The organism is Microbacterium sp. ARD32, assembly GCF_031844385.1.
Taxonomy (GTDB): domain Bacteria; phylum Actinomycetota; class Actinomycetes; order Actinomycetales; family Microbacteriaceae; genus Microbacterium.
On record NZ_JAUZVD010000002.1, the window covers coordinates 577960 to 602654 of the forward strand.

Annotated in this window: 26 protein-coding genes; 18 read left to right on the forward strand and 8 right to left on the reverse strand. The window is 69.6% G+C overall.

Translation table 11 applies throughout. The features are described from left to right. Nucleotides 1-82 precede the first annotated feature (82 nt). Nucleotides 83-1261 (forward strand): thiolase family protein, encoded by a 1179-nt coding sequence (locus Q9R19_RS10955; RefSeq protein WP_311256419.1) that lies wholly within the window; start codon nt 83-85, stop codon nt 1259-1261. A 77-nt stretch (nt 1262-1338) separates the two neighbouring features. On the opposite strand, the gene Q9R19_RS10960 is transcribed toward Q9R19_RS10955, so the two are convergent. Both Q9R19_RS10960 and Q9R19_RS10965 read right to left on the reverse strand, forming a co-directional pair. Beyond that, entirely contained in the window at nt 1339-1620 is a 282-nt protein-coding gene (locus Q9R19_RS10960) for a hypothetical protein (protein WP_311256420.1), read from the reverse strand. A 98-nt stretch (nt 1621-1718) separates the two neighbouring features. Beyond that, complete coding sequence (locus Q9R19_RS10965) at nt 1719-2198, reverse strand: hypothetical protein (RefSeq protein WP_311256421.1); 480 nt, start codon at nt 2196-2198, stop codon at nt 1719-1721. Between the two features lie 551 nt (nt 2199-2749). Between Q9R19_RS10965 and Q9R19_RS10970 the strand changes: the two genes are divergently transcribed. The 6 genes from Q9R19_RS10970 to Q9R19_RS10995 all read left to right on the forward strand — a co-directional run bounded on the left by Q9R19_RS10970 (nt 2750) and on the right by Q9R19_RS10995 (nt 8256). Beyond that, a complete protein-coding gene (locus Q9R19_RS10970; RefSeq protein WP_311256422.1) occupies nt 2750-3193 on the forward strand; it encodes a hypothetical protein in 444 nt (147 codons plus the stop codon). Between the two features lie 93 nt (nt 3194-3286). Continuing rightward, nucleotides 3287-4798 (forward strand): CoA-acylating methylmalonate-semialdehyde dehydrogenase, encoded by a 1512-nt coding sequence (locus tag Q9R19_RS10975; protein ID WP_311256423.1) that lies wholly within the window; start codon nt 3287-3289, stop codon nt 4796-4798. After that, entirely contained in the window at nt 4798-5994 is a 1197-nt protein-coding gene (locus Q9R19_RS10980; protein ID WP_396653479.1) for an acyl-CoA dehydrogenase family protein, read from the forward strand. The genes Q9R19_RS10975 and Q9R19_RS10980 overlap by 1 nt, the downstream gene beginning before the upstream one ends. Next, on the forward strand, nt 5991-6896 hold the full coding sequence (gene mmsB / locus Q9R19_RS10985) for a 3-hydroxyisobutyrate dehydrogenase (RefSeq protein ID WP_311256424.1): 906 nt from the start codon (nt 5991-5993) through the stop codon (nt 6894-6896). The genes Q9R19_RS10980 and mmsB overlap by 4 nt, the downstream gene beginning before the upstream one ends. A 137-nt stretch (nt 6897-7033) precedes the next feature. Further along, nucleotides 7034-7810 (forward strand): enoyl-CoA hydratase-related protein, encoded by a 777-nt coding sequence (locus tag Q9R19_RS10990; protein ID WP_311256425.1) that lies wholly within the window; start codon nt 7034-7036, stop codon nt 7808-7810. After that, entirely contained in the window at nt 7807-8256 is a 450-nt protein-coding gene (locus Q9R19_RS10995) for a putative immunity protein (RefSeq protein WP_311256426.1), read from the forward strand. Before Q9R19_RS10990 ends, Q9R19_RS10995 begins: the two co-directional genes overlap by 4 nt. An 83-nt stretch (nt 8257-8339) precedes the next feature. Here Q9R19_RS10995 and Q9R19_RS11000 read toward each other — a convergent pair whose 3' ends face one another. Further along, nucleotides 8340-8783, reverse strand: a complete 444-nt coding sequence (locus Q9R19_RS11000) for a YdeI/OmpD-associated family protein (protein WP_311256427.1) — start codon at nt 8781-8783, stop codon at nt 8340-8342. Nucleotides 8784-8853: 70 nt separating this feature from the next. Continuing rightward, complete coding sequence (locus Q9R19_RS11005) at nt 8854-9390, reverse strand: MarR family transcriptional regulator (protein WP_311256428.1); 537 nt, start codon at nt 9388-9390, stop codon at nt 8854-8856. Nucleotides 9391-9533: 143 nt separating this feature from the next. On the opposite strand from Q9R19_RS11005, the gene Q9R19_RS11010 reads away from it, so the two are divergent. From Q9R19_RS11010 to pntB, 5 genes are all read left to right on the forward strand, one after another. Then, entirely contained in the window at nt 9534-10310 is a 777-nt protein-coding gene (locus Q9R19_RS11010; protein WP_311256429.1) for an electron transfer flavoprotein subunit beta/FixA family protein, read from the forward strand. 2 nt (nt 10311-10312) lie between these two features. Continuing rightward, the gene (locus Q9R19_RS11015) at nt 10313-11281 is read left to right on the forward strand and encodes an electron transfer flavoprotein subunit alpha/FixB family protein (RefSeq protein ID WP_311256430.1); all 969 of its coding nucleotides are present in this window, start codon (nt 10313-10315) and stop codon (nt 11279-11281) included. A 9-nt stretch (nt 11282-11290) separates the two neighbouring features. Beyond that, a complete protein-coding gene (locus Q9R19_RS11020; RefSeq protein WP_311256431.1) occupies nt 11291-13066 on the forward strand; it encodes a cytochrome b/b6 domain-containing protein in 1776 nt (591 codons plus the stop codon). 237 nt (nt 13067-13303) lie between these two features. Continuing rightward, a complete protein-coding gene (locus tag Q9R19_RS11025) occupies nt 13304-14869 on the forward strand; it encodes a Re/Si-specific NAD(P)(+) transhydrogenase subunit alpha (RefSeq protein WP_311256432.1) in 1566 nt (521 codons plus the stop codon). Beyond that, nucleotides 14866-16266 (forward strand): Re/Si-specific NAD(P)(+) transhydrogenase subunit beta, encoded by a 1401-nt coding sequence (pntB, locus tag Q9R19_RS11030; protein ID WP_311256433.1) that lies wholly within the window; start codon nt 14866-14868, stop codon nt 16264-16266. The genes Q9R19_RS11025 and pntB overlap by 4 nt, the downstream gene beginning before the upstream one ends. A gap of 98 nt (nt 16267-16364) precedes the next feature. On the opposite strand, the gene Q9R19_RS11035 is transcribed toward pntB, so the two are convergent. Next, a complete protein-coding gene (locus Q9R19_RS11035) occupies nt 16365-16871 on the reverse strand; it encodes a GNAT family N-acetyltransferase (protein ID WP_311256434.1) in 507 nt (168 codons plus the stop codon). Nucleotides 16872-16990: 119 nt separating this feature from the next. Here Q9R19_RS11035 and Q9R19_RS11040 point away from each other — a divergent pair, with 119 nt between their 5' ends. From Q9R19_RS11040 to Q9R19_RS11065, 6 genes are all read left to right on the forward strand, one after another. Beyond that, the gene (locus Q9R19_RS11040) at nt 16991-17551 is read left to right on the forward strand and encodes an acyl-CoA thioesterase (protein WP_311256435.1); all 561 of its coding nucleotides are present in this window, start codon (nt 16991-16993) and stop codon (nt 17549-17551) included. 147 nt (nt 17552-17698) lie between these two features. Then, nucleotides 17699-19231 (forward strand): HNH endonuclease signature motif containing protein, encoded by a 1533-nt coding sequence (locus tag Q9R19_RS11045; protein WP_311256436.1) that lies wholly within the window; start codon nt 17699-17701, stop codon nt 19229-19231. Nucleotides 19232-19282: 51 nt separating this feature from the next. Then, complete coding sequence (locus Q9R19_RS11050; protein ID WP_311256437.1) at nt 19283-19834, forward strand: hypothetical protein; 552 nt, start codon at nt 19283-19285, stop codon at nt 19832-19834. Between the two features lie 254 nt (nt 19835-20088). Beyond that, nucleotides 20089-20736 (forward strand): hypothetical protein, encoded by a 648-nt coding sequence (locus Q9R19_RS11055; RefSeq protein WP_311256438.1) that lies wholly within the window; start codon nt 20089-20091, stop codon nt 20734-20736. 44 nt (nt 20737-20780) lie between these two features. Further along, nucleotides 20781-21407, forward strand: coding sequence for a hypothetical protein (locus Q9R19_RS11060; RefSeq protein ID WP_311256439.1), 627 nt, complete (start codon nt 20781-20783; stop codon nt 21405-21407). An 88-nt stretch (nt 21408-21495) separates the two neighbouring features. After that, nucleotides 21496-22983, forward strand: a complete 1488-nt coding sequence (locus tag Q9R19_RS11065) for a hypothetical protein (RefSeq protein WP_311256440.1) — start codon at nt 21496-21498, stop codon at nt 22981-22983. Here Q9R19_RS11065 and Q9R19_RS11070 read toward each other — a convergent pair. The 3 genes from Q9R19_RS11070 to Q9R19_RS11080 are packed head-to-tail and all read right to left on the reverse strand — an operon-like array spanning nt 22872 to nt 24663. Continuing rightward, nucleotides 22872-23438, reverse strand: coding sequence for a hypothetical protein (locus tag Q9R19_RS11070; protein WP_311256441.1), 567 nt, complete (start codon nt 23436-23438; stop codon nt 22872-22874). The two genes, Q9R19_RS11065 and Q9R19_RS11070, sit on opposite strands and share 112 nt — an antisense overlap. Then, on the reverse strand, nt 23435-23983 hold the full coding sequence (locus Q9R19_RS11075; protein ID WP_311256442.1) for a hypothetical protein: 549 nt from the start codon (nt 23981-23983) through the stop codon (nt 23435-23437). Before Q9R19_RS11075 ends, Q9R19_RS11070 begins: the two co-directional genes overlap by 4 nt. Next, the gene (locus tag Q9R19_RS11080; protein WP_311256443.1) at nt 23980-24663 is read right to left on the reverse strand and encodes a hypothetical protein; all 684 of its coding nucleotides are present in this window, start codon (nt 24661-24663) and stop codon (nt 23980-23982) included. The genes Q9R19_RS11075 and Q9R19_RS11080 overlap by 4 nt, the downstream gene beginning before the upstream one ends. Between the last annotated feature and the right edge of the window lie 32 nt (nt 24664-24695).

Sequence of the window (24695 nt, forward strand, 5' to 3'; positions counted from 1 at the left end):
CCTGGCCTCACCCCCGGATCGCCGACCCGCCCGCCCTGGCAGGTCGGCGATCCTTCTTCCCGCCAGGGGTGATGATGGGTTCATGAGCAGCGAAGCCGTGATCGTCGATGTCGTCCGCACCCCGGTGGGGCGCGGCAAGCCCGGAGGGTCGCTGTCGGGGGTGCACCCGGTGGATCTCGCCGCGGGGATGCTGCAGGGCATCCTGGAGCGCAACGGGCTGGAGTCCGGGCAGATCGACGACGTCATGCTGGGCTGCGTGAGCCAGGTCGGCGATCAGGCGATGAACATCGCCCGGCAGGCGGTGCTGGCGGCCGGCTTCGACGAGCACATCCCCGGCACGACGATCGACCGGCAGTGCGGCTCCAGTCAGCAGGCCGTCCACTTCGCCGCCGCGGGCATCGCCGCCGGGGAGAACGACATCGTGATCGTCGGGGGAGTGGAGTCCATGAGCCGGGTGCCGCTCGGCTCCTCGGCATCCGGCGGTTCGCCGATGTCTCCGCGGCTCAGCGCCCGCTACCCGCAGGGACTGGTCAACCAGGGCGTGAGCGCCGAGCTGATCGCGCAGCGGTGGGGGCTGCACCGGGGGATGCTGGATGCCTTCGCCGCCGAGTCCCACGCCCGAGCGGCGGCCGCCTGGCAGGAGGGCTTCTTCGACCGCACGGTGGTGGCCGTGCCCGAGGCGCCGGAGGCGGTGACGGACGAGACCGTGCGCGAGGGGACGACGGCCGAGAGGCTGGCCGGGCTGCCGGCATCCTTCCGCACGGATGCCATGGCCGCGCGCTTTCCGGACCTCGACTGGCGCATCACGCCCGGCAACTCCTCGCCGCTCACCGACGGCGCGTCGGCGGCGCTGATGATGAGCGCTGACCGTGCAGAGCAGCTCGGGCTCACACCGCGCGCCCGATTCCGCGCGTTCGACGTGATCGGAGACGACCCGCTGATGATGCTGACCGGCCCCATCCCCGCCACGCGCCGCGTGCTCGAGCGCGCGGGGCTGACCATCGACGACCTCGACGCGTACGAGGTGAACGAGGCCTTCGCGTCCGTGCCGCTGGCCTGGGCCGCCGAGCTGGGCGCCGACCCCGCCAGGCTGAACCCCCGCGGCGGCGCGATCGCCCTCGGGCATGCCCTCGGCTCCTCCGGCACGCGCCTGCTGGGCACCCTGCTCGACCACCTCGAGGCCACCGGCGGCCGCCTGGGACTGCAGACGATGTGCGAGGGCGGCGGCATGGCCAACGCGCTCATCCTGGAGCGGGTCTGACCTGCCCGGTTTCGAATCGCGAAAGTTGCTGTATTCGCGGTCCGGATGCAGCAACCTGAGCGATTCGAACTGCCGGGCTAACTGTGCAACGCGCGTCTGACACGCTTCACCAGCTCCTCCGGGCGATTCACCAGCGGCGATGTCACGTCGATCACGTCCCATCCGGCCGCCCGGAATGCGCCGATGCGCTCCACATCCTGGGCCCACTGCGGGCCGTGGGGCATCCCGTGATACTCGACGATCACCCTTGCCTCCGGATACACCATGTCGGCGCAGCCGAGGAAGCGGCCCCGATCATCGAAGACATCGATGTTCAGCTCGGGCTCCGGCAGACCGGCCGTCACGAGAATGACGCGCACGAGCGATTCGCGTGGTGACCAGCTGTCTTCGCGGATCAGGGTCAGCGCTTCACGGAGCCTCGCTGCGCCGAATCGCCGTCCGGCGTTCAGCGCCCCAGTCAGTTGGTCGAGGGTTGCCAGCGGCGCCCTCCCGACGTGCTTCCTCCGGCACCTGCACGCCAGTGGCGGCAGAAGTAGTCGCCCAGCACGACGAGATCGTGCACCCGCAGACGGCCGAGTGAGACCCAGGTGGCGGCCGGTGAGGTCACGCGCAGATCGTCGTGCTCGCAGATCGACGTCAGGCTCGAGAGGGTGCGGTGTCCAACGTTCCCGCGAGCCCGCGGGAACGGTAGGTGGCCGGAGGCGCTGACATGCAGCAGCAGCATCTCCGGTTCGGCGATCTCGTGATCGGCGGTGAACTCGAGCGGCGGCGGTGCTCCCCAGATCGATGCTGCGGTGTGGTGACTGAAGAAGTGCCCCGGATGAAGGCGAAGGCGCGGGGCGTACAGCCGAGCCCGCGTGACGCGGGCGCGACGCTGACGCAGGTAAGGGTCATCGACGGGGTCGGGCTCGTCGACCGTGGACCCGACGATGCGCATGCCGTGGAATGGAGTGAGGAGGTCGCATCCGCGCATCCGCGCATCCGCGCATGGCTGACACCGTATCGCCGGGCTTCCGCCACGGTGAACCCGTCGCCGAGCGGATCGGGTAGTATCTGCCGTCGTCCCATCCGTTCACCTTGACAGGTCGCGAGGCGGTGGCGTTCTCGTTATCCACAAGCTACTCGCGTTTCGAATAGCTCAAGTTGCTGCATTCCCGGTCCGGATGCAGCAACTTTCGCGATTCGAACGGCCGGGGAGAAGGAGAGACCCCTGCCGACCCGATTCGGCGGGGGTCTCGCGGTCTGCGACCGCGGCGGGAGCGCTGCTCACCGCGGCGCGGGAATGGTCGGCACCCTTATCCGGTCAGGCCGCCAGGCCGCGCAGGGATATTTCTACGCGGCTGAGGTGACCGGACGGTGAACGGGCGGAGAACGATCTGCGGGGATGCTGCTCTCATTCCTCCTCCACAATTCGGGATTCGGTGAAATCCATCCACAACCGGCGGATTCCGCCTCCGCGACATGCCGATCCGCGCCATGGTGGTCGGCATGAACACCGAAGAATCTCTGCGGGACCGGGTCCTGCACACCGACGACCAGCTGCGCGATCTGATCCAGCTTCTGCTGCAGCGCGCGAATCAGCGGCAGCTGTGGCTGCTGTTCATCGACGAGCGCGGATGCCTGGGGGATCCGCTGATGCCGATGGCCGACTACCCCAGCGACCCCCTCGCGACCGTGCGCGTCGATGACCTCGGCGAGGTCACGGAGTCGCACCTGCTCATACACCGGATGGGTTCACTGCTGAAGATGACCGGCAACACCGGGATCGTGCTGGTGTGGGAGCATCCCGGCCGGGACGCCGTACGCAAGGCCGACCGGGCCTGGGCGCGGGCGATGGCCGAGCAGGCGGCAGACCTCGGCATCCCGCTCCGCGCGCAGTTCACCCTCTACGGTCGCGGCGTGCGTCAGCTGCACCCGGATGACTATCTCTGACTCGCCGAGCGATATTAGGGCCCCCTAGTAAATACCCTGTAGGCCGACTACCATGGTCACTGTGCCAAAGACGGCCCAGAGGAGTGTCACACAATGACCCGTTACATCCCCCATTTCGTAGGCGGAAAGCAGCTCGAGCCCACCGGCGGCCGCGTCGCCGACGTGTTCGACCCGAGCACGGGGCAGGTGCAGGCCCGCGTGCCGCTGGCGACGGCCGATGAGGTGCGCGCGGTCATCGAGAACGCCGCGGACGCGCAGCCCGCCTGGGCGGCGACCAGTCCGCAGAAGCGCGCCCGCGTGCTGATGCGCTTCGTCGACCTGGTCCACCAGAACATGGACGAGCTGGCGCGGCTGCTCTCCAGCGAGCACGGCAAGACCTTCGACGATGCCAAGGGCGACGTCATGCGCGGGCTCGACGTGATCGAGTTCTGCATCGGCGCCCCGCACATCCTCAAGGGCGAGTACTCCACCGAGGCCGGGTCCGGCATCGACGTGTACTCGATGCGTCAGCCCCTCGGCGTGGTCGCGGGCATCACGCCCTTCAACTTCCCCGCGATGATCCCGCTGTGGAAGGCCGGGCCGGCGATCGCCAGCGGCAACGCCTTCGTGCTCAAGCCCTCCGAGCGCGACCCCTCCGTGCCCGTGCGCCTCGCCGAGCTGTTCCTCGAGGCGGGCCTGCCGGCCGGCATCCTCAACGTCGTCCACGGCGACAAGGAGGCGGTGGACACCATCCTCACCGACCCGCGCATCCAGGCCGTCGGCTTCGTCGGATCCACGCCGATCGCCGAGTACATCTACGCCACCGCGGCGGCCAACGGCAAGCGCGCGCAGTGCTTCGGCGGCGCCAAGAACCACCTCATCGTGATGCCGGACGCCGACCTCGATCAGGCCGCCGACGCGCTGATCGGCGCCGGCTTCGGCTCGGCGGGCGAGCGCTGCATGGCGATCTCGGTCGCGGTTCCGGTCGGGGCGGAGACCGCGGATGCCCTGGTCGCCAAGCTCACCGAGCGCCTGGGCGAGCTGAGGGTGGGTCCGGGAATGCAGGACGGCGTGGACTACGGGCCCCTGGTCTCGGCCGCGGCGAAGGCGCGCGTGGAGGGACTGATCCAGGAGGGAGTGGATGCCGGAGCCGACCTCGTCGCCGACGGACGCGGACTGGTAGTCGCGGGCCACGAGGGCGGCTACTACCTCGGCCCCACCCTGTTCGACCACGTCACCACCGACATGTCGATCTACCGCGAGGAGATCTTCGGCCCGGTGCTCTCGGTGGTGCGCGCCGCCGACTACGAAGAGGCGCTGGCCCTGGCATCCGACAACCCCTATGGCAACGGCGTCGGCATCTTCACCCGCGACGGCGACACGGCCCGCGACTTCGCGGCCCGGGTGAACGTGGGCATGGTCGGCGTGAACATCCCCATCCCCGTGCCGATCGCGTCCTTCACCTTCGGCGGCTGGAAGGCCTCGGGCTTCGGCGACCTGAACCAGCACGGCGCCGACGGGTTCCGGTTCTACACCAAGACCAAGACGGTCACCAGCCGCTGGCCCTCCGGCATCCGCGAGGGCGCGAGCTTCGTGATGCCCGCGACGACCGGAGAGGGACACTGATGACCATGATCGACCCCGCGATCACCACCGTCTCCGCCGAGGAGCGCGAGGCGATCCTCGGTGCGGTGCGCGACTTCTCCGAGACCGAGCTGGCGCCGTACGCGGCTGAGTGGGACGAGAAGCACATCTTCCCGCGCGAGTCTCTGAACCGGGCCGGCGAGCTGGGCCTGGGCGGCATCTACGTGCGCGAGGAGTTCGGCGGCACCGGCCTGGCCCGCGTCGACACCGTCGCCATCTTCGAGGAGCTCGCCAAGGGCGACCCGGCCGTCGCGTCATACATCTCCATCCACAACATGGTCGCGTGGATGATCGACACCTACGGCACCGACGCGCAGCGCGGCCAGTGGCTTCCGGCGCTGACGGCCATGGAGCAGTTCGGCGGCTACTGCCTGACCGAGCCGGGAGCCGGGTCGGATGCCGCGAACATCGCCACCAGCGCCGTCCGCGACGGCGACGACTACCTGCTCACCGGCGTGAAGCAGTTCATCTCGGGCGCGGGCGAGGCCGGCGTCTACGTGGTCATGGCGCGCACCGGCGGCGCGGGCTCGGGCGCGCGCGGCATCAGCGCGTTCCTCGTGCCGGGCGATGCCGACGGGCTCAGCTTCGGCGCGCCGGAGAAGAAGATGGGCTGGCACGCCCAGCCCACCCGGCAGGTCATCTTCGACGGGGTGCGGGTGCCGGCATCCGCCATGCTCGGCGAGGAGGGCAAGGGCTTCGGCATCGCGATGTCGGCGCTCAACGGCGGGCGACTGAACATCGCCGCCTGCTCCCTGGGCGGGGCCGCCTGGGCACTGGAGAAGGCCGTGCAGTACGTGCACGAGCGGGTCGCGTTCGGCGAGCCGCTGGCCGAGAAGCAGTCGATCCTGTTCACGATCGCCGACATGCGCACCGAGCTGCAGGCCGCGCGGCTGATGGTGCAGGACGGCGCGCGCGCCGTCGACGAGAAGGCGCCGGATGCCACCATGCGCTGCGCCATGGCCAAGCGCTTCGCCACGGATGCCGGGTTCGACGTCGCCAACAGGGCCCTTCAGCTGCACGGCGGCTACGGGTACCTTCAGGACTACGGGATCGAGAAGGTCGTGCGCGATCTGCGCGTGCACCAGATCCTGGAAGGGACGAACGAGATCATGCGACTCATCGTCGGACGCGAGATGCTGCGCCCCGCAGGTTCCCACCAGATGCGGAGCGCATCATGACCGCCGCGTCGTCCAAGAGCGTGATCGCCTTCCTGGGCCTGGGCCACATGGGCCTGCCGATGGCGGTGAACCTGGTGAAGGCCGGTCACGAGGTGCACGGCTACGACCTCGTGCCGGCCGCCGTCGAGGCGGCGAAGGCCGCCGGCATCCCGGTCGCCTCCAGCGGAGCGGATGCCGTGGCCGAAGCCGACGCGGTCATCACCATGTTCCCCGCTGGGAAGCACGTGATCGCCGCCTATCAGGATGAGCTGCTGGCCGCGGCCAAGCCCGGCACGCTGTTCATCGAGTCGTCGACCATCGCCGTCGACGAGGCGCGGACAGCGCACCAGCTGGCGATCGACGCCGGCCATCGCAACGTCGACGCGCCGGTCTCGGGTGGCGTGGTGGGGGCCGAGGGCGGCACGCTGGCGTTCATGGTCGGCGGTTCGGACGACGACTTCGCCGCCGCCCGTCCGCTGCTGGAGATCATGGGCAAGCGCATCGTGCACTGCGGCGGGCCGGGGCTCGGTCAGGCCGCGAAGGTGTGCAACAACATGATCCTGGGCATCTCGCAGATCGCCGTCGCCGAGGCCTTCGTGCTCGGCGAGCGACTGGGGCTGGAGCACCAGGCCATGTACGACGTCGTGTCGCAGGCATCCGGTCAGTGCTGGGCCCTGACCACCAACTGCCCGGTCCCCGGACCGGTGTCCACCAGCCCGGCGAACCGCGACTACCAGCCCGGCTTCGCCGGCGCGCTGATGGCGAAGGATCTGGGGCTGGCGCTGCAGGCGATCGAGCAGACGTCGACGGATGCCCGGATGGGCCGCCTCGCCCAGCAGCTCTACGCCGCGTTCGCCGACGGCGAGGGTGCGGGCCGCGACTTCTCCGGCATCATCACCGACATCCGCGCCGGTACGGTCTGAGCACGTTTGCTTCGCGGGGCCCGATGTGGGGCCTCGCTGCGCGCGATGGAGCGAATCCGGACCCGCGAGCAGGAACCCGAGCGACGCGACCTGGAATACTTGGAGAAGCCGCAGCGCCGCGGCGGAGGGAGTGAGACATGGCCGAGTACGAGACGATCCTCGTCGAACAGCGAGGACGGGTGGGCTGGATCACCCTCAACAGACCGCAGGCGCTCAACGCCCTGAACAGCACGGTGTCCGAGGAGGTCGCTGATGCGGCATCCGCCTTCGACGCGGACGACGGCGTCGGCGCGATCGTCGTGACCGGCTCCGAGAAGGCGTTCGCCGCGGGAGCCGACATCAAGGAGATGGAGTCGAAGACGGCATCCGAGATGCTCGAGACCGACCACTTCGGCGCGTGGACGCGCTTCGCCGACGTCCGCACGCCCGTCATCGCCGCCGTGGCCGGCTACGCCCTGGGCGGCGGATGCGAGCTGGCGATGATGTGCGACATCATCCTCGCCGCCGACACCGCGGCCTTCGGGCAGCCCGAGGTGAACCTGGGCGTGATTCCCGGGATGGGCGGCACACAGCGCCTCATCCGCGCGGTGGGCTACTACAAGGCGGCCGAGATCGTGCTGTCGGGGCGGCTTGTGAAGGCAGACGAGGCCGAGCGCATCGGCCTCGTCTCGCGGGTGGTGCCGGCATCCGAGCTGCTCGATGCGGCGACCGCGCTGGCCGAGACCATCGCGGCGAAGTCGCTGCCGTCGCTGTACGCGGCGAAGGCGACGCTGGATGCGGCCATGGAGACGCCCCTCACCGAGGGTCTCGCCGTCGAGAAGGCGCAGTTCGCCGCGCTGTTCGACACGGCCGACCAGAAGGAGGGGATGGCCGCGTTCCGTGAGAAGCGCCCCCCTCACTTCGAGCATCGATGAGCGCCGTGGCTGACGTGCTGCCCGACGACGGCGATCTGACCCTGTCGGTGCAGGATCGGCGAGAGCTCGTGGAGTGGACCATCGCCTGCGCAGAGCGGATGCTGCCGCTGTTCCTTCAGGAGCGTCCCGACGACGCCCGGCCCCGGGAGGCCCTGGATGCCGCGCGCGCCTTCTTGCGCGGCGAGCTGAGCATCGACGAGGTGCGCGAGAAGGCCTTCGCCTGCCATGCGGCCGCGCGTGAGGCGGATGATCCTTCGGCGCTCGCCGCCGCGCGGGTGTGCGGGCAGGCCGCTGCCGTCGCGCACATGGCCGGTCACGCCCGGCAGGTGCCGCGCTACACGGCGAAGGCGTTCCCCGGTGACCGCTCGCGTCGCGACGAGGAGCTCGCCTGGCAGCGGATGAACGTTCCCGCGCGCTTCGATCACTACGTGTACGACGGCGACTGACCCAAACCCGTCTATGTGGCGCGAAGCGCCCTGATCTTCGCGAATTTCGGGCGGTTCGCGCCACATAGACGGGTGTTTCGTGGCTAGCCGCCCAGCTCGTCGAGCGCCTTGGCGAGACGGCGCTCGCGGGTGGCATCCTGCTTCGCGTCCGCGATCGAGCGTGCGATCTCCTTGCGACGGGAGTACGAGAGCGCATCGAACGTCGCCCTCGCGGCGGGGTCGGATGACAGGGCGGCAGCCAGGGCATCCGGGATCTCGACCGTGCGCTCGGCGACGTCGGCTGTGATCACGACGTCGAGCTCATCACCCAGCTCCACGGCCATCTCAGCGCGCACCGCCTTGCTGAATCCGATCAGGTTCTTGCCGCCCATGCGCGCCAGGCGCAGTCGGGCGGTGCGCTCACCGATGGTCACGACGACCGGGAAGGCCTTCGCGGTGCTCAGTTGCGCGACCTGATCGTCGTCGAGCACGATCGCGCCCGCCGGCCCCATCGGCTGGAGGACGGTATGCAGTCTCAGCTCTGCCATGCGCGCCAGCCTAACGTCCCGGCCGCAGAACAGCACGCCCTCCCGTTCGTGCTCCGGGGACGAATCGCGATCAGAGCGGGTCGGGAACAGGGCGCGGGTCGGTGAAGTCACCGGCGTTCTTGCGCAGCCGCGCGACGATGCCGACCAGCGCGTTCGCGTCGTCGGCGTCGATGCCGGGGTTGCTGAACACCTCGGTGTTCAGCGCGCGCGTCGCGCGTTCGACCAGGTCCCGGCCGATGTCGGTGAGGGTGAGAAGGGCGGCGCGGCCGTCGTGCGGATGCGGCTCGCGCCGCACGAGGCCGTCGCGCACCAGCCGCTCGGCCGTGCTGGTGACGCTGGTGGCGTGCACCTGCAGCCGTGCGACGACGCTCGAGAGCGGGAGCGTGCCCGAGCGGCTGAACGCCAGCAGGCGCAGCACTTCATAGCGGGCGAAAGTCACGCCGAACGGCTTGAGCGTCGACTCGACGCGCGCCAGCAGCAGCTGCTGCGCCCGCATCACCGAGGTGACCACGGCCATGCCGTCGGCGGCGTCGTCCCAGCCGTGTGCCAGCCACTGCCTCTTGGCTTCGGCGAGCGGATCGATCGACAGGGGGCGGGGGCGGGCCATGCCCCTACGTTAGTCGCAGGCGCTGCCCGGGATGCATTCCGCAACGGCACTCAGTACCATGAATACTGATATTCGATTTCACGCACGGCACCTGTGCGGCGAGAGCCGCCCGACTACAATCGACACAGGCGCGAGGAGGCTCGATGAAGATCTATGTCCTGGTGAAGGAAGTGCCCGACACCTACGGCGACCGCAAGCTCGATCTCGAGACGGGATTGGCGGACCGTGCTGCGGGCGACGTCGTCCTGGACGAGATCACCGAGCGCGCCCTCGAGGTCGCGCTCTCCTACGCGGACAAGAACGCCGGCACCGAGGTCGTCGCGCTGTCGATGTCGCCCGAGTCGGCCACGGCATCCGTCCGCCGCGCGCTGGCGATCGGCGCGGCATCGGCCGTCCACGTCGTCGACGACCAGCTGCGGGGCGCCGACCTGACCCTCACCGCCGAGACCCTTGCTGCGGCGATCCGTCGCGGTGAGCCCGACCTGGTGATCACCGGCAACCTGTCCACCGACGGCTCGGGCGGCGTGATCCCCGCGATGCTCGCCGAGCACCTCGGCTTCGCGCAGGCCACCGCGCTGAGCGCCGTCGAGATCGCCGAGAGCGAGATCACCGGCACGCGCAACGGCGACGACGGCACCCAGCCGGTCACGGCGGCGCTCCCGGCCGTCATCTCGATCACCGAGGCGCTGCCGGATGCTCGTTTCCCCAACTTCAAGGGCATCATGGCCGCGAAGAAGAAGCCGCTCGAGGTGCTCTCGCTCGCCGATCTGGGCGTCTCCGCCGATCCGGCCGACGCGCCTCACACGATCATGACGACGGTCTCGGAGAAGCCGCCGCGCGCTGCCGGCATCAAGATCGTCGACGAGGGCGATGCTGCCGCGCAGCTCGTCGAGTTCCTCGCGCAGAACAGGCTGGTGTGACCATGGCGTACCCCGAGAAGTCGATCCTCGTCCTCGTCGACGTCGATGCCGCGGGCGGTGCCGCGAGCAGCACCGCGGCTCTGATCGGCGCCGCATCCACGATCGGTGCGCCCGTCGCGCTGATCGTCGGCGGCGGCCAGGAGGCGACGGATGCCGCGGCCGCGGCCGGCGCGCAGGTGGTGCTCACCGCGGCCGGCGATGCGACCGCGCTGACCGTGCCTATTGTCGACGCGCTGCAGGCGGCGTACCGCCGGGTGCGGCCGGATGCCGTGCTCGTCTCCAACTCGATCAGCGGTCGCGACGTCGCGGGACGACTGGCCGTTCGGGAGAGGCTCGCGCTGTCGGTGGATGCCGTCGGAGTCTCCCGTGACGAGGAGGGGGTGCTCGCGCATCACTCCGTCTACGGCGGCTCCTTCCTCACCGACTCCGCTCCCACCTTCGGCTCTCCGGTCGTCACCGTGCGTCAGGGTGCCGTCGATGAGCGCGCCGAGGCGGCGACGCCCACGGTCGAAGAGCTCGAGGTCACGGCATCCGGTGCCGTCGCCGCGACCGCCGGCGATGTCGTCGCCGAGGAGAAGACGTCCTCCCGCCCCGAGCTGCGCGGTGCCGCGAAGGTCGTCTCCGGGGGGCGCGGTCTCGGCTCGAAGGAGCAGTTCGTGCTCGTCGAGCAGCTGGCGGATGCTCTGGGCGCGGCCGTCGGCGCATCGCGCGCCGCGGTGGATGCCGGGTACATCCCGTACGCGCATCAGGTGGGGCAGACCGGCGTCTCGGTCTCGCCGCAGCTGTACATCGCCCTCGGCATCTCGGGTGCCATCCAGCACCGGGCCGGCATGCAGACCGCGAAGACGATCGTCGCGATCAACAAGGACGGCGAGGCGCCGATCTTCGACGTGGCCGACTTCGGCATCGTCGGCGACGTGTTCACCATCGTCCCGCAGCTGATCGAAGCGATCGAAGCGCGGAAGAAGTAGGGCCGCACGGTGAGTGAGCGAGCGCCGCGAGGCGGGATCCGCCGCGGCCTGCCGCGGGTGAAGGGCGGCGAGGCCTGGCCTCCCGCGAGTGCGGTCGAAGCCGTCGATGCCGCATCGGGTGCCGAGGACCGGCTCCTGAGCGAGGAGGCCGTGCAGCCGGCGGGTTCCGGTGCCGTCGCCGCGTCGGCGCCTGCCGCGTCGGTGGCTGCCGCGTCGGTGGCTGTGGATGCTGCCCCCGAGGCTGCCGCGGCCCAGGCTGCTGCAGAACCGGCGTCCGGCTCTCCTTCGACGCTGAACGCGAGCGCGCCCGCTGCCTCACTGCGTCGCGGACTTCCGCGTGTGGCCGGTGGTGAGCCGTGGCCGCCGGCATCCGCCGCAGCACCCGCGTCCGCGTCGAGCGCGGGGAACGTCGTCGAGAGCACGACGGCTTCGCCTGAGGAGTCCGTGCCGCCGGCAGCATCCGATGCAGTGGCCGGGGAGAGCGCGCCCGTCGTCGCGTCTGGTGCCGCGCCGTCTGCGGCGTCCGATGCTCCGCCGGCCGCAGCCGCAGTCACCGCGGACGGCACTGCGCTGCGCCGTGGTCTGCCGCGTGCGCCCGGTGGCGACCCGTGGCCGCCTGCGGGTGTGGCGCGCATCGCCGAGGCGGGCGCCGCTTCGACGGGCTCAGTGACCCAGGGTGAGGGCTCAGCCACCCAGGGTGAGGGCTCAGCGACCCGGGGTGAGGGCTCAGCGACCCGGGCTGCCGCTTCCGTGCAGGGCGCCGTCGCCGTGGCATCCGCGCAGCCCGACGTGTCGACGCCGCTGCCGTACACGCGCACGGTGTGGGCGGGCACAGCTCCGCGCCGCATCGCGGCATCCGACGACCAACCCGCTCGGCGCAAGCCGACCTGGCCGCAGGCCATCGGCGGGCTGCTGGGTCTGGCGGCTCTGGGTCTGGTCGCTGTCGCGGGCGTGTTCCTGGTGCGCGCGTTCCTCAGCATCCCGTTCATGCAGGACTTCCTGACCACGTACCCAGGGGAGTACCACGTTGATGTCGCGCCCGGCTTCGCGCCGTGGGTGGGCTGGCAGCACTTCTTCAACATGTTCCTGATGGTGCTCATCATCCGCTCCGGACTGCGGGTGCGCACCGAGAAGCGGCCCACCGCGTTCTGGACGCCGCGCCGCAACGCGAAGGGCAAGATCAGCCTGACCCTGTGGTTCCACCAGTCGCTCGACATCCTGTGGATGATCAACGGCGTGGTCTTCGTGATTCTGCTGTTCGTCACCGGGCATTGGCTGCGCCTCGTGCCCACCAGTTGGGAGGTCTTCCCCAACGCGCTCTCCGCGGGACTGCAGTACCTCTCCTTCGACTGGCCCACCGACAACGGCTGGGTGAACTACAACAGCCTCCAGCAGCTGGCCTACTTCGCGACGGTGTTCATCGCCGCGCCGCTGGCCGCGATCACGGGCTTCCGGATGTCGGGCCTGTGGCCCAAGAACGCCGAGAAGCTGTCGAAGGCCTACCCGGTCGAGTGGGCGCGCGCGCTGCACTTCCCGATCATGCTCTACTTCGTGGTGTTCATCATCGTGCACGTCGCGCTCGTCTTCCTCACCGGTGCGCTGCGCAACCTGAACCACATGTTCGCCGCACAGGGCTCTGTCGACGGCGCCGAGTATGCCGCGAACTGGACCGGGTTCGGGGTGTTCGTGCTCGCCGTCGCCGTGATCGTCGCAGCGTGGTTCGCCGCGCGCCCGCTGATCCTCGCCCCGATCGCGAAGCTGTTCGGGCAGGTGTCCGGGCGCTGACCCGCCGTCGATACCCCCTCGCGTTGCCGAAACCCCCTCTGATCCGCGTGATCCAGAGGGGGTTTCGACATTCAGAGGGGGTCTCGACGGACGTGCGCACAGCGTCCGTCTTTCCCCACTCGAAAGAAGCGGAGAACTTGAGCGGCCGCACAGTGAGGACGGCTGGGGCGGCGTCGGACTCGGTCAGTAGTCTGGGCGAAACGTGAACCGGCACGGACGCCGGACGGAAGGATCGCGATGACGCAGATCGGAATCGTGCAGGAGGGGCCGGACGAGGCACGGGTCGCCGCGACGCCGACCACGGTGCAGACTCTGCTGAGGCTCGGCTACGAGGTCGCCGTCGAGCAGGGCGCCGGCGCCCGCTCGTCGTACTCGGACGAGGAGTACCGGAAGGCCGGCGCACGGATCGTCAGCCGGGCGGATGCCTGGGGCAGCGCCGTCGTGCTGAAGGTGAACCCGCCGACGGATGCCGAGATCGGTCTCCTCGAGAGGGGAGCGGCATTGGCGGGGCTGCTGGCTCCGGCGCTGCGCCCCGAACTGCTCGACGCGCTCGCCGCGCGCGGCGTGACCGCGCTGGCACTGGATGCCGTGCCGCGCATCTCTCGTGCGCAGTCCATGGACGTGCTCACTTCGATGGCGAACATCGCGGGCTACCGTGCGGTGGTGGAGGCCGCCCACGAGTTCGGCCGGTTCTTCACCGGTCAGGCCACGGCCGCCGGCAACGTGCCGCCCGCGAAGGTGCTCATCGCCGGCGCGGGGGTGGCCGGCCTGGCGGCGATCGGTGCAGCGGCCAGGCTGGGTGCCATCGTGCGCGCCACAGACCCTCGTGCGGAGGTAGCCGACCAGGTCGCCTCGGTCGGCGGCGAGTACCTGCCGGTCGACGTCGATGTCGAGAAGTCCACCGACGGCTATGCGAAGGCCACCAGCGCCGACTACGACCGCCGGGCCGCCGAGATCTACACCGAGCAGGCCGCCGACGTGGACATCATCATCACCACCGCGCTGATCCCGGGACGCGCGGCACCGCGACTGATCACGGCATCCGATGTCGCCCTGATGAAGCCCGGCAGCGTGATCGTCGACATGGCCGCAGGCCAGGGCGGCAACGTCGAGGGGTCGGTCGCGGGGGAGCGGACCGTCACCGACAACGGCGTGATCATCCTGGGCTACACCGATCTCGCCTCGCGACTGTCCGCACAGGCATCCCAGCTCTACGGCACCAACGCCGCCAACCTGGTCGCCCTGCTCACCCCGAACAAGGACGGTGCGCTCGCCCTCGACTTCGACGACGTCGTGCAGCGCGCGGTCACAGCGGTGCGCGACGGCGAGGTCACCTGGCCGCCGCCGCCCGTGCAGGTGGCGGCGACACCGGACCCTTCGACAGGCTCGGAGACCCGGAGAGCACCGGGAGCGGCGTCGGAAGCCAAGAAGACGCCCGTCGGCAGAAAGGTCGCCCTGATCGTGGCAGGTGTGGCCGCGCTGTTCCTGGTGAACGTCTTCGCGCCGACGCCGCTGCCCGAGCACTTCACCGTGCTGATGCTCTCGGTGGTGATCGGCTTCTACGTGATCGGCAAGGTGCAACACGCCCTGCACACGCCGCTCATGTCGGTCACCAACGCCATCTCGGGCGTGATCATCGTGGGCGCCATGCTGCAGATCACCGACGCGAATCCCGTCGTGCAGGTGATCGCCGCGGTCGCCGTGCTGGTCGCCGGCATCAACATCTTCGGCGGCTTCGCCGTGACCCGGCGGATGCTCAGGATGTTCACTCTCGGAGGGCCGCCGAAGGGATCGGCCAAGTGAGCGTCGACGCCATCGCGGGGGCCGCGTACATCATCGCCGCTCTGCTGTTCATCCTGAGCCTGGCAGGCCTCAGTCGCCACGACTCCGCGCGTGCGGGGGTGATCTACGGCATCGCCGGCATGATCATCGCGCTGCTGTCGACGCTGGCGCTGACCGTCGCGGATGCCTGGGGCGGAGCAGGCTCCGCTCTCGGCCTCACGCTGATGGGCGTCGGCGTGCTGATCGGCGCGGCCATCGGCCTGTGGCGCGCCAAGGTCGTGCAGATGACCGAGATGCCCGAACTGATCGCCATGCTGCACAGCTTCGTCGGGCTCGCCGCCGTGCTGGTGGGCTGGAACGGCCACCTGGCGCACGCGCCCATCGCGAGCGAGCTCGTCGGCATCCACAACGCCGAGGTGTTCGTCGGCATCTTCATCGGCGGCGTGACCTTCACCGGCTCGATCGTCGCGTACCTGAAGCTGTCCGCGAAGATCTCCTCCCGACCGCTCATGCTGCCGGGCAGGAACGTGCTGAACATCGGTGCACTGGTGCTGTTCCTGGCGCTCACGGTCTGGTTCGTGATGGATCAGCGGCTCTGGCTGCTGATCGCGGTCACGCTGCTGTCCCTCGCGCTCGGCTGGCACCTGGTCGCGTCGATCGGCGGCGGTGACATGCCCGTGGTCGTCTCGATGCTCAACAGCTACTCCGGCTGGGCGGCCGCTGCGGCCGGCTTCCTGCTGAACAACGACCTGCTGATCGTCACGGGTGCGCTGGTGGGGTCTTCGGGTGCGTACCTGTCGTACATCATGTGCAAGGCGATGAACCGGTCGTTCCTGTCGGTGATCGCCGGCGGGTTCGGCATCGTGGCATCCGCGTCAGGCGATGAAGAGCTGGGGGAGTACCGGGAGACGACGGCGGATGCTGTGGCTTCGCTGCTCTCCCGTGCCGCGAACGTGATCATCACCCCCGGCTACGGCATGGCTGTGGCGCAGGCGCAGTATCCGGTCGCCGACCTGGTCGCTCGGCTGCGCGAGCGCGGTGTCGAGGTGCGGTTCGGCATCCATCCGGTGGCCGGGCGCCTGCCCGGGCACATGAACGTGCTGCTGGCCGAGGCGAAGGTGCCCTACGACGTCGTGCTGGGCATGGACGAGATCAACGACGACTTCGCGTCGACCGCGGTCGTGCTGGTGATCGGCGCGAACGACACGGTGAACCCCGCCGCCGCCGAGGATCCGGGCAGTCCGATCGCAGGGATGCCGGTGCTGAAGGTGTGGGAGGCCGAGAACGTGATCGTGTTCAAGCGCTCGATGGCCGCGGGCTACGCGGGCGTGCAGAACCCGCTGTTCTTCCGCGAGAACGCCCAGATGCTGTTCGGCGACGCCAAGGAACGGGTGGAGGACATCATCCGCGCGCTGTGACTCCAAAAGGCCCGTCTATGTGGCGCGAATGGCCCTGAATCCGGAGGAATAGGGGCGGAATGCGCCACATAGACGGGCTCTGCCGCGCCAAGGAGGGATCAGCGCACGAAGCGGACCTCGGTGAGAGTCTCGCCCAGGAAGGGCTCGGTGTGGGTGGCGCCGTCGAGCGCGAAGCCGTTGCGCACGTAGAAGCGATGCGCGCGGGGATTGTCCTCGGCGACCCACAGGTACAGCGGCTCGCCCTCGTCGACCGCTGCATCGAACAGCTGCTGGCCGAGACCGGTGCCGTGGTAGGCGTCGAGCAGGTAGATGAAGTAGAGCTCCCTCATCGCCGGAGCGTCCTTGTCGCGGGCCGGTCCCGAGCCCACGAAGCCGACGATCTCCCCGTCGACGAGCGCAGCGCTCATCTTGAAGTCGTCGCCCTGACGGGCCCAGTTGGTCCACAGCTCGGCCATGCGACGGGGCGAGATCCGCTCCAGCGCGGCCTTGCTGATCAGGTGGTCGTAGGTCTCGTGCCACGTCTGCGCGTGCACGCGACCGAGGGCCTCCGCATCCACATCGCGGACCGGACGGACGATGATCTCGGGCTGGGCTTCGGCGCTCATGCCGTGACTCTACGCGCGAGGGCGCGGCAGGTGAAATCGGACGGTAACCAGGAGCGGTATCTGTAGCATCCATCCAACGGACTTGGGTGATCTGTCGAGGATCACTACCATCGGCGGGTGTGAATGTGATCTGGCGCACGCTTCTCGTCATCCTCCGCGCCCGGGTCGCCGTGCGCCGTGGGCGCAGTCTGGAGTCCGCCGCGATCGGGCGCATCCGGCTCACCACGCTGCCCACGGACATCGACATCCTGCGGCACATGAACAACGGCCGGTACCTGTCCCTGTTCGACCTGGGCCGCTGGGATCTGCTCATCAGAACCGGACTGTTCGATGCGATGAAGCAGCGCGGCTGGTACGCGGTCGTCTCCAGCGAGACGGTCACCTTCCGCAAGTCGCTGCAGCTGTGGCAGCGCTTCGATGTGGAGTCCCGTTTCGTCGGGCACGACGACAGGGCCGTGTTCCTGGAGCACCGGGCCGTGGTCGACGGCGAGGTGTACGCGCGCGTTATCGTGAGGGCGCGGATGCTGCGCCGCAGCGGCGGCACGGTGGGACACGACGAGCTCTTCGCCGCCGTGGGAAGGCCGTCGGGCGTCCCGGATGCTGATGAGTGGATTCACGAGTGGGCGTCCGCGTCGGCTCTGCCCTCCACGAGGAAGCCCGCCCCCAGCGTCTGGAGCTGACTGTCCTCGGCGCTCCCGCCCCCCCCGGTCATTTGAGCGAGCGCCAGCTTCCCTTCCCGGTCATTGAGCGAGCGCCAGCGAGACGGAATGCGGTCCGGCAGTTCCCGGCCCTTCCGTTGTTCGAATCTTTGTTCTATACTCGTGGGTATGAAGACTTCGCCCGTCACGCGCACCGACCGTCAGGTCGCACTGCGTGAGGAGTGGGTGCGAGTGCGGCGGCAGATCAATGCGCTCGAGGCGCGTGCGGCGGCGCTGCTGGGTCAGCGGCTGGAGCTCTTGGACGAGGATGTCGCTGAGGCACCGATGCATCGGCGGGTGATCGAACGGTCGATGATCGCGGAGTTCACGGTGGCGGGGCGTGCGGCGAAGGGAACCATCGAGCATGCGTTCGCTGACGCGCGGATGCTGGGTGAGGAGTTCGGTGCGCTCCGTGAGGCGCTCGAGGATGGCGCGATCACGGTCGCGCATGTGCGGGAGATCCTGACCGCGGCCTCTGCGGTGCAGGCCGCGATCCGTGAGGAACGCATCCCGCCCGACCTACTCGGGCTGTTCCAGGCCGCGGCGATCGAGTTCGCTGAGACGGAGTCCCCGGCCCGCACACGCGCTCACGCCCGGGAGCTGGCGGCCGTGCTCGCACCGCAGACGGTCACCGACCGGCATCGGGACGCCCTGACGGAGCAGGACGTGAAGTCCCGCCCGGTCGATGACGAGCTGTCGCTGCTGACAGCGCTGCTGCCCACCCACCGGGCCGAGGCGATCATGGACCGGTTGAACACGATGGTCCGCCACCAGAAGCAGCACGGCGAGGACCGGCATCCCGCCCTCCCGGTCGATGAGCAGTTCCTGGCCGAAGCCGATCGGGCTGTGGAAGTGATCACCGCTGAGGGAACATTCACGATCGACCCGTTCGTGTGGCACGGCCCTGACGAGGGCGACCCGGCCAGCACTCCTGAAGCGATCGACGCGTACCTGGAGATGATGGATCGCATCATCGAACGCGGCCCGGTCCCGATCATCATTCCGGAAGACCCGCGCCCGATCGGACAGATCCGCGCCGAACTGCTCAGCGACCTGCTCCTGGCCGCAGACCCGTCCACGGTCTTCGGCGATGGGATGGAGAACATCACCGCCCGCATCCAGGTCACCATCGACGGGAGCACCCTCAGCGGACGCGACGACAAACCTGCCCAACTCGACGGAACCGGAACACTCCACCCCGACACGGCTCGCACCCTGGCAGGAAGAGCGACCTCGTGGACGCGCCTGTTCCTCGACGCGGACGGCATGGTCACTCACACCGACACGTACCAGCCCACCGCCGGCATGCGCCGCTACCTGCGTGCACGTGACCAGCACTGCAGATTCCCCGGCTGCCGGCAGCCGCTGCACCGATGCGAGACCGATCACACCCGCGACTGGGCGCTGGGCGGACCCACCTCCCTCGACAACCTCGCCCATCTGTGCCCGGCCCACCACACGCTCAAACACCCGAGCGTGCCCGACGCGCACCGATGGGCCGCCCGGCAACTCCCCGACGGCACCCTCCAATGGACCGCTCCCGACGGCACCACCCACCTCGACCGGCCACCCCGCCGCGTCATGTTCACGCCCTCCGGGCCCCCAGACCCCATCGAACACGATCGGTCACGACCGCCAGGCGATACGGGCTCACCGTTCTGAGCCTGTGGATAACTTCTGCGCGCGTCAGGTTGTTCGCGTTACCGTGTCCGGGTGACTGCCACGACGACCACCGTCCGCGCGCTCGGTGCGCTGTCCGCCGGGATGCTCGCTCTCGGGATGCTCGCGGCCTGCACGCCGGAGCCTGCGCCGAAGCCGAAACCCACGAAGACGCAGCTGTTCGCCAGCGACGAGGAGGCGTTCGCTGCGGCTGAGAGGACCTACCGGGCCTATACAGATGCGCTGAACAACGTCGACACCAGCGACCCGAAGACGTTCGAGCCTGCTTTCGAAGAGACGACGGGCGATTTCCAAAGCCGCGATAAGAAGAACCTCAGCACAATGCACGCGGAAGGATTCACGCTGACGGGCAACACAGTCGTACGTGGATTTCATGGGCTCACCACATCAGGGGCCTTTGCGCAGGTGGTCGGGTGCGTGACCGTCGATGTGAGCGATACCGATATCACTGATGAGACCGGCGCGTCGATCGTTCCGGATGATCGCCCTGACACTTACACCGCAGTCGTGACTTTCGTCCAGGAGGGCGACGGATTGCTCATCTCCCATGCCGACGATGACCGGGAGAAGAAATGCGCGGACTGACGCCAGTAATCGCAGTCGTTGGTGCGATGCTCATCAGTTTGCCCGCTCAGGTCGACCCGCCGCCGCCTGATACACGGGGCTTGGGTGGCACCGATTTCGTGGCAAGCATCGACAGCGACGTGCTGAAGACAGCGGCAAGCAAGACCGCACCTGGAACTGAGGGTCACCGGGGCGGACCTCCCTCCAGAAGTCAAGTCCGCACAACCCCGGTGGTCGACGGATCCGGTGCTGGGCAGGGTCGGGCTGATTCGCTGATGGATTCAGCGTGGTCGCCCGGTGAGGGGGCGTCGCAGGTGCCGTTGGAGCGGCTGTGCCTGGAGTGGACGAGTCTGCCCGATCACTGCATCCGCCCCGACACCGACGACCCGGACCACGACCCGGAGCAGGAGGATCCGGCCGATCCGGGATTCCCGGCGGTCACGATCACCGACCTGGCCTCCTTCGCCCCGGCGCCCGCCACCCTGACCGGGGAACCCCACAACCTCGGTGTGGCGGGCCTGCCCACCAACTTCATCGTCGACGCCGACGTGCACACCCGAGACGGGGAACTGTTCGGCTACCCGATCACCGCCCGCTTCACCCCGGCATCCTTCACCTTCGACTACGGCGACACCACGACAGCGACGACCACCACCCCCGGCACCACCTGGGAGAACCTGCACGTGCCGCAGTTCACCCCGACCGACACCAGCCACGTCTACGCCGAACGCGGCACCTACACCGCCACCGCCGAAACCATCTACACCGCCGAGATCGACCTCGGCACCGGCTGGATCCCCGTCCCCGGCACCCTCACCATCCCCGGCCCCGAACAGAGCATCCGCATCTACGAAGCCCACACCGCCCTCGTCGCCCACACCTGCAACGAAGACCCCACCGCACCCGGCTGCCCCACCCGATGACCGTCCGCACTCTAAGCTGAGGAGCGTCATCAAAGGGGAGATCCATGTCCTACGACCCGTCGAACGCCGGCGCCGATGCGGTGCAGCCACCCGCGCCCGTGCAACCACCCGCGCCGGTGCAGCCGCCCCCGGCGCCGCCGGCCTTCCAGGCGCCGGAGCAGTACCAGCCGTCGGCTCAGTACCAGCCGCCTCTGCCCGACCAGCAGTACCAGCTGTCCGCGCAGTACCAGCTGTCCGCGCAGTACCAGCCGTCCGCGCAGTACCAGCCGGCCGCGCAGTCCGAGCCTCCGGCGTATCAGCCTCCGTCGCAGCCGCCCTACGCCGACTACCCACAGCAGCAGCCGACGTACTCCCCGCAGGGATATCCGGTGACCACCTACCCCGGCTACGGCGCCCCCGCCGCCTACGGCGCCTACGGCGCCCCGTCCTCGCCGGGCGTCGGCGGCATGGCGATCGCCGCGATCATCGTCGCCGGCGTGGCCTTCCTGGGCGGCTGGATCCCGGTGATCGGCCTCGTCCTCGCGATCGTGGGCATCGTGCTCGGCATCCTCGCCATCCGCAGCGGGCGGGGGAAGGTGCTGGGCATCGTCTCGGTGGTCCTGGCCGGACTCGCGTTCCTGACGAGCGCGTTCATCACCTCGGTCATGTTCCTGGCGATGCCCTGGAACTAGACCGCACGACTCGCGATGAGACCGCACGACTCGCGATGAGACCGCACGACGGGCGATGAGACCGCACGACTCGCGATAACGTGATGCCGTGAAGGCGATCCTCGTCACGACCGGGCGCACGCTGGCCCGGCACTGGCCGGCCATGCTGGCGTGGTATCTGGGCGGCGTGGCCGTGCACTACGCCGTGGTGCAGCTGGCCGGCGTCGTCGGCGCGCATTCGGCCACCGTGGGGTTCCTCATCCTCCCCATCGCGATCCTCGCGCGGCTGATCAGCTACGTCGCGATGTTCCTCGTGCTGCGCGACGGCCTGCGCGAGCTGAACGCCATCGCGCCGCAGCCCGAGTCGGCCGCTGAACGCCGCACGACGTTCCTCACCGCGCTGCTGGCGGGCATCCTGCCCTTCTTCGCCGTCTACTGGGGGCAGGGCCTGCTCCGCGACGACGTCGTCGCCTACTCCGCCCGCGCACTGCGCGAGCGCACGGACATGATCTTCCAGACCGCGCTGACGCCCGACGGGGCGCCGACGCCGGGCGGCACGCTGGATACCACCGGCGGCGTGCTCGACAGCACCGACTCGGTGCTGAACCTTCCGTTGAACATCTGGACGGCCGGCATCATCGTGGTCGCGTTCGCGGCGCGCTGGGCGTGGACGAAGTGGCAGCAGCGCATCCCCGGCTGGGTCTCGCCGCTGGCCGTCTACCTCGAGGTCGTCTGGGTGTTCTTCTCCGTGATCGTGATCGGCGACATCACCGATCGGGTGAAGGCCTGGGTGGATGCCAGGGCAGCGGTCGCCTGGTGGGAGCAGGTGCGCGACGGCGCGCTGGATGCTGTCGCGCCCCTGCGCTGGGCGTGGGACGGGATCGGGTGGCTGCTCTCGGAGGCCGGCCCTGTGCTGCTGGCTCCGCTCGCGTGGCTCACCGTCGGCGGCGTCGTCTACGGCCAGGCGATCGTCGCCGAGAAGCTGCGCATCCAGAACGAACTGCTCACGAACCTGCGCGAGCACGCGGCCGTGATCCCGAACCCGCTCCTGCGGCGGCTGAAGGACCTGGGCGACGAGCTCGGCTCGCGGTTCGTGCCGATCGGGCGCGCGCTGCTTCTCATGTGGCGCGCCGGTCCCGTGCTCGTCGCCTCGTATGCGCTGCTGCACGTCGCGGTGAAGACGGCGGAGACCTGGCTGCAGTACGGGGCGGTGCGCGCGATCGGCCCCCACGACCTGGTGTTCTGGGGCATCGCCCTGCCGCTGGTGTCGCTGGTGCCGCTGCTGCTCACCGAGCCCACCCGGATCGCGGTGATCGCCGGCGCATACGACGCCACGCTCGGCACGCTGCGCACGCGGCAGCAGAAGCGCGTGGAAGCCGGCATCGTCATGCAGGACGAAGCCGACGTGCGGGCGGTCGCCGATGCCGCGGGAGTGCTTCCGGATGCCGTGCTGCAGGCCGGCCGGAAGCCGCAGACCACCGGCGGTCAGGGATCGATCGAGAACCTGACGAACCGCCCGTCGCCGGACGGTGCGATCTCGAGCCAGAACGGGCCCTCCACGTCGTCGGGAACGATGAAGCCCGCCGTGAGCGAATAGGGCTGCGCCGACGCCGGGTCGTCCTCATCGGCGAGGCTTCTGATGCACTTGTCGGGCTCGTTCGAGTCGTAGGCGAGTCCCACCTCGGAGCGCACCGGCGTCCATTCCCGGCCCGTGCTCTGCTGCACGAGCATGGGCGGATCGCACGACACGGCTTCGCCGTCCGGCGCCACGGGCACGATCGCGGCGAGCAGCCGGGTCCCCTCCGGCAGGTTCAGCCCCTCGGTTCTGGTGATCTCGCCGTTGCGGATCGGCCCCCACTCCGCGCCCGCCAGGTGCACGGACTTCTCGTCGGGCACCTGCACGGCCGTCACCTTGCGGAACCCGTAGCCGTAGTAGAAGTGCCACTCGTTCCAGCCCACCCCGACGGCGACGGCGGGGATCAGCACGACCAGTGCGATCAGCGCCAGCCGGTTGGTGCGCCACCACCCGGGCCGCGTCTCCGGGCCGCTCACGACCGCGTCCAATCCGTCGTCGGGAGAGTGATCGCGTCCTCGACAGGGATGTCCTCCGCGTCGAACGCCAGCTCGACGAGGCCGTCGTACCGGGCATCCGACGGCACGCCCAGCCGCAGCGTCGCCGTGCCCTGCAGCGCATCGCCGGGCAGCTCGAACGCGATCGCACCGCTGCGGGGCACGCCGGGGACGAGCCGCCCGCGGAAGAACGTCTCGCCGCGCTCCGTCGCGCGGAAGACGCGATCGGCGATCGTCAGCTCGGCGAAGCCGAGCGAGGCGGCGTACTGCGTGGTCAGCGCCTGGGCATCCAGCTCGACGACCAGCCAGGTGCCCTGCGCCGACCAGCCCCGTGGGTCGGCGATGCCGCGCGCGGCGCGCACATCCGTCACCGTCAGCTCCAGATTGCGGGCCGTGGCCGCCTCTCCCACCGTGGCGCGGGTGAAGAAGCTCTCCTCGGAGGAGCCCTCCGGCAGCGCGATCGAGTTCAGCAGCCACGCGCCGGCCAGCAGCACCAGGGTCAGCAGCCACGGCATCACCCGCTTCATGCGGCATCCTTCTCGCTCGCCGGGATCTCCCGCACCGGGGCGGTCAGCGTGGCGCCGACGACCACCTCGTCCCAGAGATCCACGCTGCGCTGCACGTTCGTCCCGACCCGGTGCGTGGAATCCGGCAGCGACAGCCTCACCTCGTCGCCGTCGCTCAGGTCGTGCGCGCCGACCACCCACGACACCACCAGCCGCACGGGCACGTCGGGCTGCAGCCAGACGGCGCCCGCGCTGTCGTCGGCGTAGGCGATCGCCGGCTTGACGTCGATCCCGTCCACGCGGATGCCGTCGACCATCGGCGAGACCAGAGCGCCGCCCACCGCGAGGCGGGGCGTGCCGAAGGTGTTGACCACGTCGACGATCACGGCCAGCACCTTCTGCTGCTTCGCCTGGTCGGGAAAGGATGCCGCGTTCCCGCGCTCGGCGCGCAGCTCGACCCCCTGCACCGTGAACTGCAGGTCGGATCCGGAGTACTCCTCGCCCAGCGAGACGGTGGGGACCGGCTCGGGCGGCACGGTCTGCAGGCCGCCGAACGCCGCCGTGGCCGCCAGCAGCACCGCCCCGCAGCCGGTGATCAGCCAGGGCGTGGGGATCAGGCTCGCCATGCGCCGCACGCGGGTGACCAGCGTGCGGCCCTCGGCGGGCTCCTGCTGATCGGCGGATGGTGGCGCGACGGTCACGTGATCAGCATAGAACCGGCGCGGGGGACCTA